This window comes from Mesorhizobium sp. M0618, from assembly GCF_040320765.1.
In the GTDB taxonomy this organism is placed as follows: Bacteria; Pseudomonadota; Alphaproteobacteria; order Rhizobiales; family Rhizobiaceae; genus Mesorhizobium.
Window position 1 is genome coordinate 140227 of sequence record NZ_JAMYQH010000007.1, and the last position, 15720, is coordinate 155946.

13 protein-coding genes are annotated in these 15720 nt (G+C 61.7%); 4 read left to right on the forward strand and 9 right to left on the reverse strand.

Going from position 1 to position 15720, the window contains the following annotated elements:
- Window positions 1–50 precede the first annotated feature (50 nt).
- The 8 genes from NKJ04_RS10370 to NKJ04_RS10405 all read right to left on the reverse strand — a co-directional run bounded on the left by NKJ04_RS10370 (window position 51) and on the right by NKJ04_RS10405 (window position 10652).
- Entirely contained in the window at window positions 51–1730 is a 1680-nt protein-coding gene (locus tag NKJ04_RS10370; RefSeq protein WP_023809872.1) for a formate--tetrahydrofolate ligase, read from the reverse strand.
- A 312-nt stretch (window positions 1731–2042) separates the two neighbouring features.
- A complete protein-coding gene (locus NKJ04_RS10375; protein WP_352674722.1) occupies window positions 2043–3167 on the reverse strand; it encodes a DUF2333 family protein in 1125 nt (374 codons plus the stop codon).
- Between the two features lie 105 nt (window positions 3168–3272).
- Complete coding sequence (locus NKJ04_RS10380) at window positions 3273–4583, reverse strand: DUF6638 family protein (protein ID WP_352674724.1); 1311 nt, start codon at window positions 4581–4583, stop codon at window positions 3273–3275.
- A gap of 195 nt (window positions 4584–4778) precedes the next feature.
- Complete coding sequence (locus tag NKJ04_RS10385; RefSeq protein ID WP_352674725.1) at window positions 4779–6689, reverse strand: AAA family ATPase; 1911 nt, start codon at window positions 6687–6689, stop codon at window positions 4779–4781.
- A gap of 24 nt (window positions 6690–6713) precedes the next feature.
- A complete protein-coding gene (locus NKJ04_RS10390; protein ID WP_352674727.1) occupies window positions 6714–7859 on the reverse strand; it encodes a hypothetical protein in 1146 nt (381 codons plus the stop codon).
- A gap of 31 nt (window positions 7860–7890) precedes the next feature.
- Entirely contained in the window at window positions 7891–8979 is a 1089-nt protein-coding gene (locus NKJ04_RS10395) for a hypothetical protein (protein WP_127266549.1), read from the reverse strand.
- 311 nt (window positions 8980–9290) lie between these two features.
- Window positions 9291–9680, reverse strand: a complete 390-nt coding sequence (locus NKJ04_RS10400) for a c-type cytochrome (RefSeq protein WP_127809512.1) — start codon at window positions 9678–9680, stop codon at window positions 9291–9293.
- Window positions 9681–9794: 114 nt separating this feature from the next.
- Window positions 9795–10652, reverse strand: coding sequence for a LysR substrate-binding domain-containing protein (locus tag NKJ04_RS10405; RefSeq protein ID WP_128303730.1), 858 nt, complete (start codon window positions 10650–10652; stop codon window positions 9795–9797).
- Between the two features lie 101 nt (window positions 10653–10753).
- On the opposite strand from NKJ04_RS10405, the gene NKJ04_RS10410 reads away from it, so the two are divergent.
- Window positions 10754–11650 carry a DMT family transporter gene (locus NKJ04_RS10410; RefSeq protein ID WP_128303731.1) on the forward strand — a complete coding sequence of 299 codons (897 nt, stop codon included), beginning with the start codon at window positions 10754–10756 and terminating at the stop codon, window positions 11648–11650.
- A 70-nt stretch (window positions 11651–11720) separates the two neighbouring features.
- On the opposite strand, the gene NKJ04_RS10415 is transcribed toward NKJ04_RS10410, so the two are convergent.
- The gene (locus tag NKJ04_RS10415) at window positions 11721–12332 is read right to left on the reverse strand and encodes a thymidine kinase (RefSeq protein WP_352674731.1); all 612 of its coding nucleotides are present in this window, start codon (window positions 12330–12332) and stop codon (window positions 11721–11723) included.
- 258 nt (window positions 12333–12590) lie between these two features.
- Here NKJ04_RS10415 and NKJ04_RS10420 point away from each other — a divergent pair, with 258 nt between their 5' ends.
- From NKJ04_RS10420 to choV, 3 genes are all read left to right on the forward strand, one after another.
- A complete protein-coding gene (locus NKJ04_RS10420; RefSeq protein ID WP_023809863.1) occupies window positions 12591–13526 on the forward strand; it encodes a choline ABC transporter substrate-binding protein in 936 nt (311 codons plus the stop codon).
- 123 nt (window positions 13527–13649) lie between these two features.
- Window positions 13650–14504, forward strand: coding sequence for a choline ABC transporter permease subunit (choW, locus tag NKJ04_RS10425; protein ID WP_127266555.1), 855 nt, complete (start codon window positions 13650–13652; stop codon window positions 14502–14504).
- Window positions 14501–15682, forward strand: a complete 1182-nt coding sequence (gene choV / locus NKJ04_RS10430) for a choline ABC transporter ATP-binding protein (RefSeq protein WP_023809861.1) — start codon at window positions 14501–14503, stop codon at window positions 15680–15682. The genes choW and choV overlap by 4 nt, the downstream gene beginning before the upstream one ends.
- Window positions 15683–15720 lie beyond the last annotated feature (38 nt).

Sequence of the window (15720 nt, forward strand, 5' to 3'; positions counted from 1 at the left end):
GAAGGGCGCCGCATCGCTGCGGCGCCCTTTGCGGTTTGAACTGAAGGATTTTAGAACAGGCCTTCGATCTGGCCCATCTCGTTGAGGAAGATCTTTTCCGAGGACGGCGCCTTGGGCAGGCCGGGCATGGTCATGACCTCGCCGCAGATGATGACGACGAAGCCGGCACCGGCCGAAAGCCTGACCTCGCGCACCGGCACCGTGTGGCCGGTCGGCGCGCCGCGCAGGTTCGGGTCGGTCGAGAACGAGTACTGCGTCTTGGCCATGCACACCGGCAAGTGGCCGTATCCGGCGTCTTCCCAGGCCTTGAGCTGGTCGCGCACCGACTTGTCGGCGATCGCTTCCGAGCCGCGATAGATGCGCTGGACGATGGTGTTGATCTTCTCGAACAGCGGCATGGCATCGGGATAGAGCGGCGCGAACTGCGAAGCACCGGATTCGGCCAGTGCCACCACCTTGTTGGCGAGATCCTCGATGCCGGCCGAGCCGTGCGCCCAGTGCTTGCACAGGATCGCCTCTTCGCCCATCGAGGCGACATAGTCCTTCATCGCCTGGATCTCGGCGTCGGTGTCGGAGTAGAAGTGGTTGATGGCAACCACCGCCGGCACGCCGAACTGGCGGATGTTCTCGATGTGGCGGCCGAGATTGGCGCAGCCCTTCTTCACCGCTTCGACGTTTTCCTTGCCGAGGTCTTCCTTCTTGACGCCGCCATTCATTTTCATGGCGCGCACGGTGGCGACAATGACGGCCGCCGCCGGCTTGAGGCCCGCCTTGCGGCACTTGATGTCGAAGAACTTTTCAGCACCGAGGTCAGCGCCGAAGCCGGCTTCGGTGACGACGTAGTCGGCGAGCTTGAGCGCCGTCGTGGTGGCGACGACCGAGTTGCAGCCATGCGCGATGTTGGCGAACGGGCCGCCATGCACGAAGGCCGGGTTGTTCTCCAGCGTCTGCACCAGGTTCGGCTGCATGGCGTCCTTCAACAGCACGGCCATGGCGCCGTCGGCCTTGAGGTCGCGGGCATAGACCGGCGACTTGTCGCGGCGATAGGCGACGATGATGTCGCCGAGGCGCTTTTCGAGGTCCTTCAGGTCGGTCGACAGGCACAGGATGGCCATGACTTCCGAGGCGACGGTGATATCGAAACCGCCCTCGCGCGGGAATCCGTTGGCGACGCCGCCGAGCGAGCAGATGATTTCGCGCAGCGCGCGGTCGTTCATGTCCATGACGCGGCGCCAGACGACGCGGCGGGTGTCGATGCCGAGCTCATTGCCCCAGTAGATGTGGTTGTCGATCAGCGCCGAAAGCAGGTTGTGCGCCGTGGTGATGGCATGGAAGTCGCCGGTGAAGTGGAGGTTCATGTCCTCCATCGGCACGACTTGCGCATAGCCGCCGCCGGCGGCACCGCCCTTGACGCCGAAGTTCGGGCCCAGCGAGGCCTCGCGGATGCAGATGATCGCCTTCTTGCCGATGCGGTTCAGGCCGTCGCCGAGACCGACCGTGGTCGTGGTCTTGCCTTCGCCGGCCGGCGTCGGGTTGATGGCGGTGACGAGGATCAGCTTACCGTCCTTGTTGCCCTTCACCGATTTGATGAATTCAGCTGAGATCTTGGCCTTGTCGTGGCCATAGGGCAGCAAATGTTCGGTCGGGATACCGATCTTCTGGCCGATCTCCTGGATCTGCTTTTTCCTGGCGCCGCGCGCGATCTCGATGTCGGACTTCACTTCGGCCATGACGGCTTTCCTCTGGATTGGACGATGGAGGGGACGGGTTGATCTTACTCGCAGGCAGGTTGGACCCGGGCGCGGGCATGTTCTAACCCTGTCGCTGCCGCGGCGTCAACTTTCATGCAACTATGTTTCCTATAGAGAAAATTCCTCTGCGGACCGGCCGACCTGTCATCGGTTCTTCCTGGCTCCGTTGCCGCGCCGTATAGAAGCCAGAGGACACGCCGCGCCGCCGTCTCAAAACAGCCGCACAATGCACGGAATGCGACAGAGGCGACGGCGCAAATTCGCCATCGCCTGGTCCCTAATGGAACAGCGCTACTGCGTCAGAACGTTGCTGATTTCGACCATGTTGGAGCGCACCCTGAGCACATAGAAGCCCATCGTCGTCAGATGCGTCGGCAACAGCCAGCCATCCTCGCGGCCATTGGCGATGATGAAAGGCTGGATCTTCAGCGCCGAAACGAACTGCGAGTCCATCGTGTCCCACAGGTTCTGCAGATGCTTTTCCTTGATGACGTCCTCGAAGTCGGCCTGGGCGCCCTTCATCAGGCCGTAATAGCCGTAGAGCTGGCCATAGGCGAACCAGTAGCGGTCGTCGGCGCGGAAGTCGAACCAGCCATTGTTGTGGTTCTCGGCGCGTTCCTTGAGGATCGCCGAGGTCGAGCCGATGTCGGACGAGATGCGGTCGATATACTGTTTCAGATTGTCGGCGCGGGCGTCGAATGTCGCCTGGCAGGTGGCAAGGCGAGCGTTGAAGGAACGCAGCATGCGCACGGCGTCGCGATAGTAGCTCGGTGTCGGCGTCTTGGGGCCAAACGGGTTCAGGCCGAAATACCAGGTCTCCTCGTCGAACTGCAGGTTGCCGCGGGCATTCTGCAGATCGCTGTCGATCTGCGAGGTGGTGCGGACGCGGCCGAGATTGTCAGCGAGTTCGGTCGCGGTGCGCCGCACCGCCTGGTTGATGCCGCGCTGGAAGGAGGCCTTGTTGTCCATCCACGGCGTGTTGTCCCAGTCGATGCCGAACAGGCCAAGCTTGTAGAGGATCATCGACGAGATCCAGGCATTCTGGTTGACGTTGAAGTCGGTCAGGTCGGCGGCGATCTGGGCAATGCCGGAGTTGCCGCAGGTCTTGGCCGTGTCGGTGCCGGCGCCGGCGGCGACCTGTTCGCCGGCGGAGACATTGCGCTTCTCGAACGTGTAGGTGTCGGGATAGTTCGGGTTGAAATTGTTCCACCACTGGGTGGCGTAGAAGAAATTGGCGTAGAGGCCGATCAGCACCAGCAGGGCAAGGCCGACCGCCGCCTTGAGGATCCAGCCGCGCTGCGTGTACCAGCGCCCGGCCCACAGGAAGGGCCACAGGATCACGCCGATCAACAGGCCGATGCCGCGGCCAATCCACTGGAAAATGCGGGTGAAGAAATTCACGATCGGATCGAGCATGGCTGTGTCACCCCCTCAAAGCATGACGCCAAAAAGTTGCAGGCTTTTTGGATAACATCATGCGCCAAAACAAGAAGTTAGAACGACATAACGATTCATTTCGTTCTAGTCAGTCAGGCCGTAGAGGCGTGTGCGAAACGCCACCTTGTCTTTCAAATATGTGGTTTTGAGAACGTCCACAACATGCGATCGCCACGCGTCGCTGAAGCCGCCATAGTCCTCATAAAAGCCGTCCTTGTTGAAGATGTAGCGCGAGACGAAGTCCGACGGTACGAAATCCGAGATCAGCCGGTTGGTCAGCCAGGCGTCGGGGTGGTCAGGCTTGGCGCGGATGACAAGGAAACGTTGCTGCGGGAAGACATCCTCGATCTTGAGGTGGCCGAGCTGGGCGATCTCGCGCTTGGCGGCGTTGAGGAACGGAAAATTGCCGTCTCTGGTGATCAGGTCGGCATGGCTCTGGATCCAGGTCTGCAGCCAGACCTTGTCGACATCGGTCAAATTGCGGTTCGGCTCGGCATCGCGGATCAGCGCGCGCACCACCATCTCGGCGCGGTGCTCGAGATAGCCCGAGGTCTCCACCCAGGAGGCACGCGGCAGCTCGATGCGGCCGGTGGTGGCGAGGAACTTGAACACCTTGTCGGCGTCGTTGATGGAGAGATAGCTGACCTGCCACGGCCGCGAGCGGCGGAAACCGGGGGCGGCCGGATCGCTGATCACCGTCGTTATATCCGGATCGACGAACACGTAGAGGCCGCCGAAGTGGCTGGTCCAGTAGGCATTGTGGCGGAAGATCACCTGGTCGGGCACCAGCGCGTTCTCGCGGATGTCGCCGCAGATCTTGGCGAGCTCCACCATGCGGTTCAGCATGTCGCTGTCGCGCCAGGCATCGGGCTCCTGCTTCAGCCGGTCCACGAGCTTGCCGAGTTCGGCGGCCTTGCCCAGCACATCCTCGGCCGACAGCACCTTGAATTCGACCTGGCTGATCGACAGCAAATCCTCGATGTCGTTGACCTTGGGAATGGAATCCTCGATCTCGCCGTAGATGACGTCCTTGATCGTCAGCGCATCGATGGCGCGCCGGTTCCTGGACATGAACTCGAACATGAGTTGCGAGGTGTTGGAGAAGGCGGTGTGCACCACCGGCAGGTCGATCTGCGACGGCGTCAGGATGATGAAACGGCGGTTGACCTCGTTGGGATCGAGATAGTCATAATCGTCACATTCCTCGGCCACTTCCGGCGAGAAGCCGGTGCGGTCGATCTGGAAGCTCTTCAGTTTCGTCGGCTTCAAGCCGAACGCGGCGAGCGCTTTGTTGTAGCGCTGGATCAGATGCGGCTCGTCGACCGTCAGCAACCGGCCGTAGATCAGCTCATTGTCGCGCAGAAGATCGGGCTTCTTGGTAGGTTTGGCGGTCAAGGTGCATCGCTCCCTAGGAGCGTGCCAGCACCCCCCTCTGGCCTGCCGGCCATCTCCCCCTCAAGGGGGGAGATTGGCAGCGTCGTCCATGCTGCTTTTCCAGATAGGTCGAAGATTGGCGAAAGCGATGATGGAAGTCGATCTCCCCCTTTGAGGGGGAGATGGCCGGCAGGCCAGAGGGGGGTAGGCGCGCACTCACGCATTCCACAGCCCCTTCTTCTTCATCTCCTCCATCTCGCGCGCGGCCCGTTCGCGCAGGCGGGCGTCGCGCAGCAGCTTTTGTACGGCGGAGTCGTCGGACTTGTCGGAATAGCGGAACTCCGAGTCGGCGTAGCGGTTGATCTCCTGCATGACCATGTCCATCGAAAACGGTCCGCGCAGTTCCTCGATCATCGCTTTCTTCTCGTTATAACCCTTGTGCATGAAGACTTCCGGCTTCTCGAACCAGTCGTCGGGAAGCTCGATGTCCATGGCGCGCATCTTGATGGCGTCGGTGACGTTTTTGATGGCGCGGCCGGTGAAGCGGGGCTCGGCATCCTTGATCAGGTGCAGATAGGTGCCGATGTCGGCCATCGTTTTCGGCGCGCCGTTCTCCTTCATGTAGCGCTCGTAGACCTTCATCAGCCCGTCTTCTTGCGGCCTCTCGTGCTCCTCATAGGCTTCGGTCACGGCGCGCTGGATTTCCTGCGCGGCGTAGAGATCGTGGTCGCCGAGCGGGATCTTGTGGTTTTTTCCCGCCAGCAGGACAAAAATGTCGATGTAGTCGTCGCGGCTCTGCGGCCCGTCGACCAGCCAGCGGGCGCCGGCGCGCTGACGCAGCGCGTCGTCGACATTTTCGGGGTAGTTGGAGAACATGCCGAACGAGCAGTTGCCGCGCACCACGGTGGCGGCACCGGCGAAGGCATCCATCAACACGCCGGTGATTTCCTGCTGGCCGGCCGAGGCGCGGTCGTCTGAGCGGCGCGCCGCCACCTGGTCGATGTCGTCGATGGTGCCGAATCCGATGACGCGCGGGTTCAAGACATTGTTGATGAACTGGCGGCAGTTCTGGCCTGATTTGCCCTGATAGGACGAGATCTGGTCGACGCCGAAATTCTCGTAGGCGAAGGGATAGCCGGCGACCTGGCAATAGCCGTTGACGAGGCCGGCGATCATCTGGATCAGGGTCGTCTTGCCGGTGCCGGGGGCGCCGTCGCCGATGAAGGTGAACAGGAAGCCGCCGAGTTCGACGAACGGATTGAGTTCGCGCTCGAAGTCGTAGGCCATCAGCATCTTGGCGAGCTTGACCGACTGGTATTTGGCGATGTGATTGCCGACGACCTCTTCCGGCTTCTTGAATGTCATCACCAGCGGTTTTGAACGCTTGCCCGGCGCGACGTCGAAACCATCGAGGGTGAAATCGTCGGCATCGATACGGATATGCGCGTTCTCGAACGGGCCGATGCCGTCGAAGCGGCCCTTGCGGGCCAGAAGCCCGTCGATGGCGACGCGGGCGAAGGCACGCGCCCTTGTCATCAGGTCGGCGTCGTCGGACGATCCCGAGATCGCCTTGTCGAGGCCGGCCAGGATCGACTTCACTGCATCCTGCGGCGTGTCGAACAGGAAGTCCGGTTCGGGACTGTCGTTGGGCGCCTCGCCGTCGCTGTCGATCAGCTGGAACAGGTAGGAGGCGAGGCTGAAGGCCGAAATGTAAGCCGAGGCCGACAGAAGCTTCTTGAAGGTAGACGCCTCGTCGCCTTCGAGCGGCGCGCGGGTGTTCTTGGCCTGCAGACTTTCAAGGTCCGAGCCCTCGGCAAAGACGTCCGATATTGCCAGCGCGATCGCCGTGCCGCGCCGGGCGCGAAACAGGAACGTGTGCTGCGGGATGGTCAGCAGCTGATCATCGGGATGAACGGCGCCGACGGTCTTCGACAGCTCGACCTCGCGCGTGCGGCGCACCGAACCGACCGAGACGGTCGAAACGAAGCGGCGGTTGGTGCCGGCAAGTGCTGTGCCGGAGGAGCTAGACGGGTCCTCCAGCACGACGACACGGGTGATGAAGCTCTGCGCGGTAGCGCGGTGCTTCTCGATGGCGGCTTCCGGGATGGTGGTCAGGCCGGTATCCATGAAGGGTGCTCCGTGGTGTGACGGTCAGACGTCTGAGATGACCTGTCCGTTGGACAGGATGTGAACCTTGTAGCCGGCAAAGACCTTTTGCGCTTCGCCAGCGGCATAGAGCGCCTGATAGGCTTCGTGCGGGATCAGCGCATGGTTTTCGTAGCTCGACACGCCTTGGCGCGCGGCTTCCAGATCGTCGGTATTGATGAAGTATTCCTGGGTCGTCTTCTCGCTGGAGAACAGGCCCTTGCGGCCGGGTTTCTCGCTCTTGGAATAGACCTCCTGGATGGTCCAGGTCAAAAGCCAGGCATTTTCGGGCTTGCGCACCTTGGCCAAAACCTCGGTCACCGTCGAATTGTTGTCGGTGATGCCAGCCGAATAGAACGGGCCGAGCACAACGCGGCGCAGCTGCTTGGGGTGCAGCGGCTCGAAATCCTTGTCGAGATTGACCGCGATGGTCGCCGGCGACAGCGTGTAGGCGGAGTTCTTCTCGGTGAAATCGTCGAAACGGTGGGCAAGCTCGGGATTGAGCAGGCCATCGACCGGCAGCGGAATGTCAATCGTCTCGTTCAGCTTGCCGTTTCTATCGACAAGCTGGCGAATCATCGTTTCGGACGAATCCTCCACCGTCACCATGTAGACTAGCGGCAGGTTGGCGCTGCCGTCGAACGTCGCCCAGTGGACGAGATAATAAGGCCGCCCCGTCTTCGGATTGACCGAGACCTTGGCCGTTTGCGCCAGGGTGAACGGGCCGAAGGTGTTCTCGCTTTTCACGTCCTCGAGATAAAGCCGCTCGGCTATCGACTTCTGCAGCGCCGCGGGGAATTCCTTGTGGCGCAGGATGAAGTCGGCCATTTCCTCGCGCAACTCGCCGGCGAGCGGAATGTTGGCAAGCCGCGCGTCGGCCTGGCGTCGGTCGTTTTCCAGTTCGAGCAGGTTCTGGAACACCGGAAATCCGCTTTCGGCGCGCGAAATGCGGAATGTGTCCATGAAGCCGAGCCGGTTGCGCCAGCAGGAAAACGACTTGTCGAGCCTGGCGATGTGTTCGGCGACGATCTTGGCGACGATGCCATGCCGGTAGAGCGGCGAGCGATCGTCGCGCATGAACACTTCAAGGCCGCTGAGTGCGGCCGTGATGGCGGAAAAATACCGTGCCGCCGCTTCGTTTTCGGGGGTCATGCCTGTGCGCTCGCGGGCAGTCCTGTCACTCCTAAGACTGCACGTAGTTCGCCGAATTGTGCTTCTTCAGCACCTCGTCGAAGCGGCGGGCAAAGGCATCGTCGGCCAGCTTCTTGCGGCGCTGGATGTCAGCGGTAGCGACCATGTTCTTCTCGTGCATCTCAAGCAGGTCACCGATGTGCTTTTGCGAAGCAGCCCCGATGCCGGCCATGGTTTCCTCGGCGGTGTTGTCGACCTGGCTGCCCAGCGTGTTGATCTTGTGGGCGACGTCCTGCTGAGCTGCGGTCTTCAGCGAATCTTCCAGCGCCTTGTAGAGCACGATGCGCTGCTCGGTATCGATGGTCAGCTTGTTGATCAGCGTCGATTGCGCCGCGATCTGGTTGTTGAGCGAATCGACGAAGGTCTGGAACATCGAGGTGTAGCGCTCGAGCGTCTGGCTCTCGGCCAGCAGCTCCTGCTCCTTGGCCTGCTTTTCGTTGTATTCCGTCGCCAGCTTGGAGCGTTCGCCTTCGAGCTGCGTGCGATCCTTCTGGCTGGTCGAAGCGGCGATCTTGTTTTCGATGTCGAGCAGCATCGGGTTGAGCTCCTCGATGCGCTTCTGCACGGCTTCGAGGTTGGTCATGGTGGTCTTGCGGCGCTCGATCACCTGCGACAGGCTGGTTTCCGAGGTCTTGTAGCGTTGGTCGAGGACCTCTTTCTGCGCCTTCAATATGCCGACGATGGTGTCGGATTTGACCAACAGTTCCTGCAGATTGCCGGCCAGCGACATGTTGCGGACGCGGTCGGTGCGCATGCGCTGCTTGCTCTGGCTGGAGAAGATGCCGATGAATTTTTCCCAGCCGGTGTAGTTCTTCATGCTCTCGAATTCGGCGCCGAAGACGTTGGTGGCGTCCTCCAGTCCGATGATCAGGTCGGCAATGTTGCCTTCCATCACCTTCTGCTGCTTCAGCACATCCTCGATGCGGGCGTTCTCGAGGTCGAAATTGGCGTCGCCGATCTTCTTGTCTGATGTGGCAAGCGTATCAAGCATGGTGCCGGACTGCTCGATCTTGGAGCGCATGTCCTGCACGACCTGCTTGGTCTTGGCAATTTCGGCGTCGAAATTCTGCAATGTCGCCATTGGGGCCTCCCGCTTCGGCATGACGTCGCTGGTCGCGAACAGCGGCGAATATATGTGGGGCATCAGGGGATTGAAAGACGTGAAGATAAGGGCGGCGTGAAAACAAAAAAATTCGTCAGGGTCTTGAAAGCCAGTGAAGGCGTGGGCTTGGCGTGATTAGCTTGCCGACCAGCCATAGTTCAGCTGTCATTGAACTTTCATGCGGCAAGGCGAAGGCGCACGGATGCCTTTGTATTGGGCAAACCACCGAAGCAATCGCGGCCGCGATATGCGAGGAGAAAGCCGGCTTTACAGAGCTGACGAACAGCGGATCAGGGCTTGGGATCGGCCTTCAGATAGGCAATGACATTGGCGATGTCGTCGTCTTTGGTCAGGCCGGCAAACGCCATCTTGTTGCCGGGCACTTTCAGCTTGGGTGCCCTGAGATACTCGGCGAGATTGGCTTCATCCCAGACCAGGCCGGCGGCGCCGGCACTCTTCATCGCCTCGGAATAGCGGCCAAGAAAACTCTCGGCGCTGCCGGCGGTGCGGCCAACGACGCCCAACAGATGCGGACCGACCTTGTCGCGGTCGGTGGCTGCTTCATGGCAGGCCATGCACCGGTTGAAGGCCTTCTTGCCCAGGGCCGGGTCGCCGCCGGCATGGGCCACAAGCGAGCTGGCAAGGAGAAGGATGCTGGCGGACGAAGCGGCTCGAAACATGCTGCCCCCGGAGAGTTCTGGCTGGCGGCCTTATAGTGCCGAGGCTTTAACAAACGCTGCATCGCGGAAACAAACGCTGCATCGCGGCGGGATTGCGGAAGACAGGCCCGCGAGTCAGGCCTGTTGTGCCAGATCGCGGCGCAGGAAATCATTCAGCCGCTCGACCGCCTGGGTCGTCGACAGCGGGTTGCGAAGGATGCCGATTTCGAGGTCCGGCAGCACCGGAAGCCCTTCATTGCCGCCGACGATGCGCAGCGACGGTGGTACGCTGCGCAGGGCGAGGCCAGCCACCGCGAGCCCGGCCTGGACGACGGCGATCAGGCCAAGCAGAGAGGCGCTTGAATAGGTACAGCGATAGGAGCGGTCGGCATCGCCAAGCGCCTGCAGGACATTCATCCTGGCGGCGCAGCCCGGTTCGAACAAGGCGACCGGAAGCGGATCGGTCTCCCAGGCGACATGGTTTGATGAGGCGACCCAGACGAAGCGTTCCAGCCGGATCACCTCAAGCGGCTGCTCCGGCAAGCGGGTGATGATCGCCAGATCCAGCCGCCCCTCCGCCAGCGTCTTCACCAGCGCGGTCGACTGTTCGCAGATCAACTCCACCGTCACCAGGGGATGCTCCGCCGCGAAGCGTGAGAGCACGGGCGGCAGGAGGAAGGCGGCATAATCGTCGGGCACCCCCAAGCGGACGCTGCCTGTTTCCTTGGGCCGGGTGACACTTGCCCAGGCTTCATCCGACAGTTTCAGCAACCGGCGCGCATAGATCAGGAAATCCTCGCCGATCGCATTGGGAGTGACGGTTCTGGGACCACGCACCAGAAGCTGGTTGCCGACCATCTCCTCCAGCCGCTGCATCTGCATGCTGACCGCCGACTGGCTGCGGCCGACCCTGGGTGCTGCATTGGAAAGGCTGCCGCTCTCGACGACGGCGACAAAGGTTTTCAGCAGATTGAGATCGAGTGGCGCGGCCATGGTGCTATCAGTATATCGAATAGGTCATCACAAATCTATTCGCTTGTTTGAAGGTGGCGCCAGTGACCAGATGGTTGCTGGGATCGCTGGGAAACCACCACATGACGGACGCCTCGACAGCCCGCTTTCCGGCCGCGAGCCTTGCTCTGGCAATGGTGATCGCCGGTACGGTCGGCGCCTTCGCCACGGAATCGGGGCTGCATCCCGTTGCCGTCGTCTTCTGGCGATGTGTGTTCGGCGCGATATTCCTTTTCTTATGGTGCCTGTTGCGCGGCTATCTGCCGGATCGGACGCTGTCGCCGTCTCGGCTTGCCCTTGCAGCACTTGCCGGCGTGTGCATGGTGCTGAGCTGGACGGCCTTCTTCGCCGGCTTCGCCATGACATCGATCGCCACGACGACGATTATCTACCATATCCAGCCGTTCTTCGTGGTCCTGATCGGTGTCGTCTTCCTCAAGGAGCGCATCTCGCTCGACCAACTGCTGTGGATGCTCGGTGCGTTTCTCGGCGTCGTGCTGGCCAGCGGCCTCGTCTTCGCGCACGGCCACGACGATGCCAACTGGGCGCCGGGCATTGCGCTGACGCTGGGCGGCGCAATGCTCTACGCCGTTACAACGATCCTCGCCAAGGGCCTTGGTCAGCAGCGCGCCGAAATTACGGTACTCTGCCAAACACTGGTTGGGGTCGTCATGCTCGCCCCGTTCGCCGGCATCGGCCAACATATTGCGCCTGCGTCATGGGGCTGGCTGCTCGGCATCGGCGTGCTGCACACTGGCATCGCCTACGTGTTGATGAATTCGGCCTTTCCGCGCCTGACGACACCGGTGATCGGCGTCATCACCTTCATCTATCCCGTCGTCGCCATCATCGTCGACTGGGCGATCTATGGGCATCCGCTCGGACCGGCGCAGGCTGCCGGCATGGCGCTGATTGCAGTGGCGACGCTGGGTGTGCGGCTGGGTTGGCGGTTTCCGAAGTGGCGTGTCTCGACCGTATGAGCCCGGTGCAATTCCAAGAAAAGCACATAGCGCTCCCCCTGGGAATTGCTCCAAAAACCAAGAGACAGAGTCAGCCCTTGATAAAGCCGATGAAGTCGTCGGGCGCGGCGCGGCCCATTTCTTCTTCCCAATGACGGCGGCAGAGCGAGACATAGACGTCCTTGCCGATCGCCACCTGCTCGCCCTGGCGCGCCACTTTGCCATCGGGGCCGAGGCGCACGACCATCGTCGCCTTGCGGCCGCAGCGGCAGATTGTACGCACTTCGCGCAAATCGTCGGCGATGGCCAGCAGCGCGCGCGAGCCGGAAAACAGCTTGCCCTGGAAATCGGTGCGCAGGCCGTAGCACATGACCGGGATATTCAGCCGGTCGGCGATGCGGGCGAGCTGCCAGACCTGCTCCTCCTCGAGGAACTGCGCCTCGTCGACGAAGACGCAATGCACTGACGTATGCGCGTGATGATCGGCGACGCGGGTGAACAGATCGTCGCCATCGCGGAACATCTCGGCTTCCGTCTCCAGGCCGATGCGCGACGAGATCAGACCGGTGTCGCCCTTGCGGTAGTGGCCGGCGACGAACAGCATCGTGCCCATGCCGCGCTCGCGATAATTGTAAGAGGCCTGCAAGAGCATCGTCGTCTTGCCGGCGTTCATAGTCGCGTAGTGGAAGTAAAGCTTGGCCATGCCGCTCTTTTAAGCCGCCTTGCCCTGATACGGGGAGGGGCGGTCGCCCGCATTCCCCTGAAAAAGCCCGCCCGTCTTCGAAAAAACCGTCCGGCATGGCAAAAGCGCCTGATGTGTCGCTGATTGGCCAGCCCGCGCCGTTGATCGTGATTGTCTTAATGCTTGAAACCACACCAGAATGGTGTTTGGCTGACGAAACAAGGCGGGCATAGAAACCGTAGCTACGCTTCGCCAAAGAATCACAATGGGAGACTGTCTATGTCGCGTATGAACTCTTTCGTCGCCGGCCTCGGCCTGGCGGCTTTTTTGTCCACCAGCGCTGCCTTTGCCGGCGATCCGGCGAGCTGCAAGGCGGTGCGTCTTTCCGATGTCGGCTGGACCGACATCCAGGCGACGACCGGCGTCGCATCGGTACTGCTCACCGCGCTCGGCTACGAACCGCAGACGATCCAGCTGTCGGTGCCGGTGACCATGGCGTCGCTGAAGAACAAGGATCTTGATGTCTTCCTCGGCAACTGGATGCCGTCGATGACCAACGACATCAAGGACTACACCGCCGACGGTTCGGTCGAGACCATCAGCGAAAACCTCAGTGGCGCCGGCTACGGTATCGTCGTGCCGACCTATGTCGCGGACGCCGGCGTCAAGACGCTGACCGACCTCGGCAAGTTCAAGGACAAGTTCGACGGCAAGATCTACGGCATCGAGGCCGGCAATGATGGTAACCGCATCATCCTCGACATGATCAAGAACCCGAAGGACAATCTCGAAGGCTTCGAGCTGGTCGAATCCTCGGAGGCTGGCATGCTCACGCAGGCCGAGCAGTCGATCAAGAGCAATGAGTGGATCGCGTTCCTCGGTTGGACGCCGCATCCGGTGATGGGTGCCATGAAGATCACCTATCTCGATGGCATGGGCGACAGCGGCTTTGGCGCAGCCACCGTGCATACCAATGTGCGCAAGGGTTACACCACCGAGTGCCCGAATGCCGGCAAATTCATCGCCAACCTGAAGTTCAATCTCGACATGGAAGGCGAGATAATGGACGCGATCCTCAAGGGCGCCGATGCCAATACGGCTGCGACCGACTGGCTCAAGAAGCATCCGGACGCGGTTGCTCCATGGATTGCCGGCGTGACCACTTTCGATGGCGGCGACGCGGCTGCAGCCGTGAAGACTGCGCTCGGAAGCTGAGCAGGTCTTGCGTTCGGCGTGACCGATCAAGAAGGGCAGTCACTTTAGAAGGGGCTGCCCTTTTTCATATCCTGTGACAAGATGACCGTCCGGCAAGGACGGCGACTGTCAAAGAGGGGCAAGATGGATCCGATTTCAAAATTCTTTGTCAGTTATAAGATCCCCATAGGCGAATGGGGCAAAGCGTTCTTCACCTTCCTTACCGACAATTTCAACACCTTCTTCCGCGGTCTCTCCGGCGGTTTGAATTTCCTGCTCGACGGAGTGGTCGACACGCTGCTGCTGGTACCCCCGGTCCTTCTCATCGCGCTGATTGCACTGCTTGCCTATTATCTGCAGCGATCGAGAGGCTTGGCCGTGGCTGTCTTTCTCGGGTTGCTGTTCATCCTTAACCAGAACCTCTGGAAGCAGACGGTAGAGACGCTGGTGCTGGTGGTTGCCGCCGCCGCCGCCTCGATGGCCATCGGTGTGCCACTCGGTATCTGGGCGGCGCACAAGCCGAAGGTCTATCGCGTCATGCTGCCGGTGCTCGATTTGATGCAGACGCTGCCGACCTTCGTCTACCTGATCCCGGTGCTGACGCTGTTCGGCCTCGGCAATGCGCCCGGCCTCATCGTCACGATCATCTTCGTCATCCCGACCGCGGTTCGTCTCACGCATCTCGGCGTCGTCTCGGTGCCGAAGTCGATCGTCGAGGCCGGCGAGGCGTTCGGCGCCACCAAGAGCCAGTTGCTGTGGAAGGTGGAGCTGCCCTCGGCGCTGCCTACCATCATGGCCGGTCTGACGCAGTGCATCATGCTGTCGCTGTCGATGGTGGTGTTTGCCGCACTGATCGGCGCCGGCGGCCTCGGCACCGAAATCAACCGGGCGCTGGGTTCGCGCAAGATCGACCTCGGGCTTGAGGCGGGCCTCGCTATCGTCGTTTTGGCCATCGTGCTCGACCGGATGACCCGCATCGCCGTTGGAGGCAAGAAATGACCGTCGCCGTCGATTTCCGGAACGTCGATATCGTCTTCGGCGCCGACCAGGCCGGATCGCTGAAGATGGTCGACGCCGGAGCCAGCCGCGCCGAGATCCTCGACAAGACCGGCAATGTACTGGGTTGCGCCGGCGCCAGCCTGACCGTGAACGAGGGCGAAATCTCCGTGCTGATGGGTCTCTCCGGTTCGGGCAAGTCGACATTGCTGCGGGCGGTCAACCGGCTCAACGTGGTGTCGCGCGGCCAGGTGCTGGTCAAGGATGGCGACAAGACCGTCGACGTCGTCACCTGCGACGAGGCGACCCTGCGGCGCCTGCGCCAGAAACAGGTGGCGATGGTGTTCCAGCAGTTCGGCCTTTTGCCCTGGCGTACGGTGGAGGAGAATGTCGGTCTCGGCCTCGAACTCGCCGGCGTACCGGAAGCCGAGCGCAAGGAGCGCGTGCAACGCCAGCTCAAGCTGGTCAATCTCGACCAGTGGTCGAAGAAATACGCGCATGAGCTGTCGGGCGGCATGCAGCAGCGCGTCGGCTTGGCGCGGGCCTTCGCCACCGAGGCGCCGATCCTGCTGATGGACGAGCCGTTCTCGGCGCTCGACCCGCTGATCCGCACCAAGCTGCAGGACGAATTGCTGCAACTGCAGGCCGAGTTGAAGAAGACCATCATCTTCGTCAGCCACGACCTCGAGGAGGCGCTGAAGATTGGCTCCCACATCACCATCATGGAGGGTGGGCGCATCGTGCAAACCGGCGCGCCGGAGGACATCGTGCTGCGGCCTGCCAACGACTATGTCCGCGACTTCATCGCCAATGTGAACCCGCTGTCGGTGCTGACCGCCTGGAACGTGATGCGCGACCGTCGCGATCTGGAGCACGGCAAGGACGGCTGGGTGTGGCTCGACCGCCGCAAGACGACGCGCTTCAAGATCGACGATCACGGGCTGGTGGCGGCGGCCGAACGCGACGGCAAGCCGGCGGTGTGGGTGTCGTGCGCCGACGTCGAAGGCCAGCCCGAGGAAGTAGCGCAGGTGTTCTGGGCCAATCCGGGCACCTCGCTGAAAACCGTCATGCTGGCCATGCACCGCTCGCAGACAGCACCCGTGGCGCTGTTCGACGACCAGTCGCGCTTCGTCGGCGCCATCGGCATCCGCGATGTGCTGAGCGCGGTGCTGCGGCGGTAACGCCAAATTCGTGGACGCCGCCGCGGGCAGCGGAGGCT

What these genes read in the sequence shown, in the direction of transcription:
- NKJ04_RS10400 (WP_127809512.1), bottom strand. Translation starts at nt 9,680, where the DNA reads ATGTTTCGAGCCGCTTCGTCCGCCAGCATCCTTCTCCTTGCCAGCTCG.
- NKJ04_RS10375 (WP_352674722.1), bottom strand. Translation starts at nt 3,167, where the DNA reads ATGCTCGATCCGATCGTGAATTTCTTCACCCGCATTTTCCAGTGGATT.
- choV (WP_023809861.1), top strand. Translation starts at nt 14,501, where the DNA reads ATGACCGTCGCCGTCGATTTCCGGAACGTCGATATCGTCTTCGGCGCC.
- NKJ04_RS10390 (WP_352674727.1), bottom strand. Translation starts at nt 7,859, where the DNA reads ATGACCCCCGAAAACGAAGCGGCGGCACGGTATTTTTCCGCCATCACG.
- NKJ04_RS10405 (WP_128303730.1), bottom strand. Translation starts at nt 10,652, where the DNA reads ATGGCCGCGCCACTCGATCTCAATCTGCTGAAAACCTTTGTCGCCGTC.
- NKJ04_RS10420 (WP_023809863.1), top strand. Translation starts at nt 12,591, where the DNA reads ATGTCGCGTATGAACTCTTTCGTCGCCGGCCTCGGCCTGGCGGCTTTT.
- NKJ04_RS10395 (WP_127266549.1), bottom strand. Translation starts at nt 8,979, where the DNA reads ATGGCGACATTGCAGAATTTCGACGCCGAAATTGCCAAGACCAAGCAG.
- NKJ04_RS10385 (WP_352674725.1), bottom strand. Translation starts at nt 6,689, where the DNA reads ATGGATACCGGCCTGACCACCATCCCGGAAGCCGCCATCGAGAAGCAC.
- choW (WP_127266555.1), top strand. Translation starts at nt 13,650, where the DNA reads ATGGATCCGATTTCAAAATTCTTTGTCAGTTATAAGATCCCCATAGGC.
- NKJ04_RS10415 (WP_352674731.1), bottom strand. Translation starts at nt 12,332, where the DNA reads ATGGCCAAGCTTTACTTCCACTACGCGACTATGAACGCCGGCAAGACG.
- NKJ04_RS10370 (WP_023809872.1), bottom strand. Translation starts at nt 1,730, where the DNA reads ATGGCCGAAGTGAAGTCCGACATCGAGATCGCGCGCGGCGCCAGGAAA.
- NKJ04_RS10410 (WP_128303731.1), top strand. Translation starts at nt 10,754, where the DNA reads ATGACGGACGCCTCGACAGCCCGCTTTCCGGCCGCGAGCCTTGCTCTG.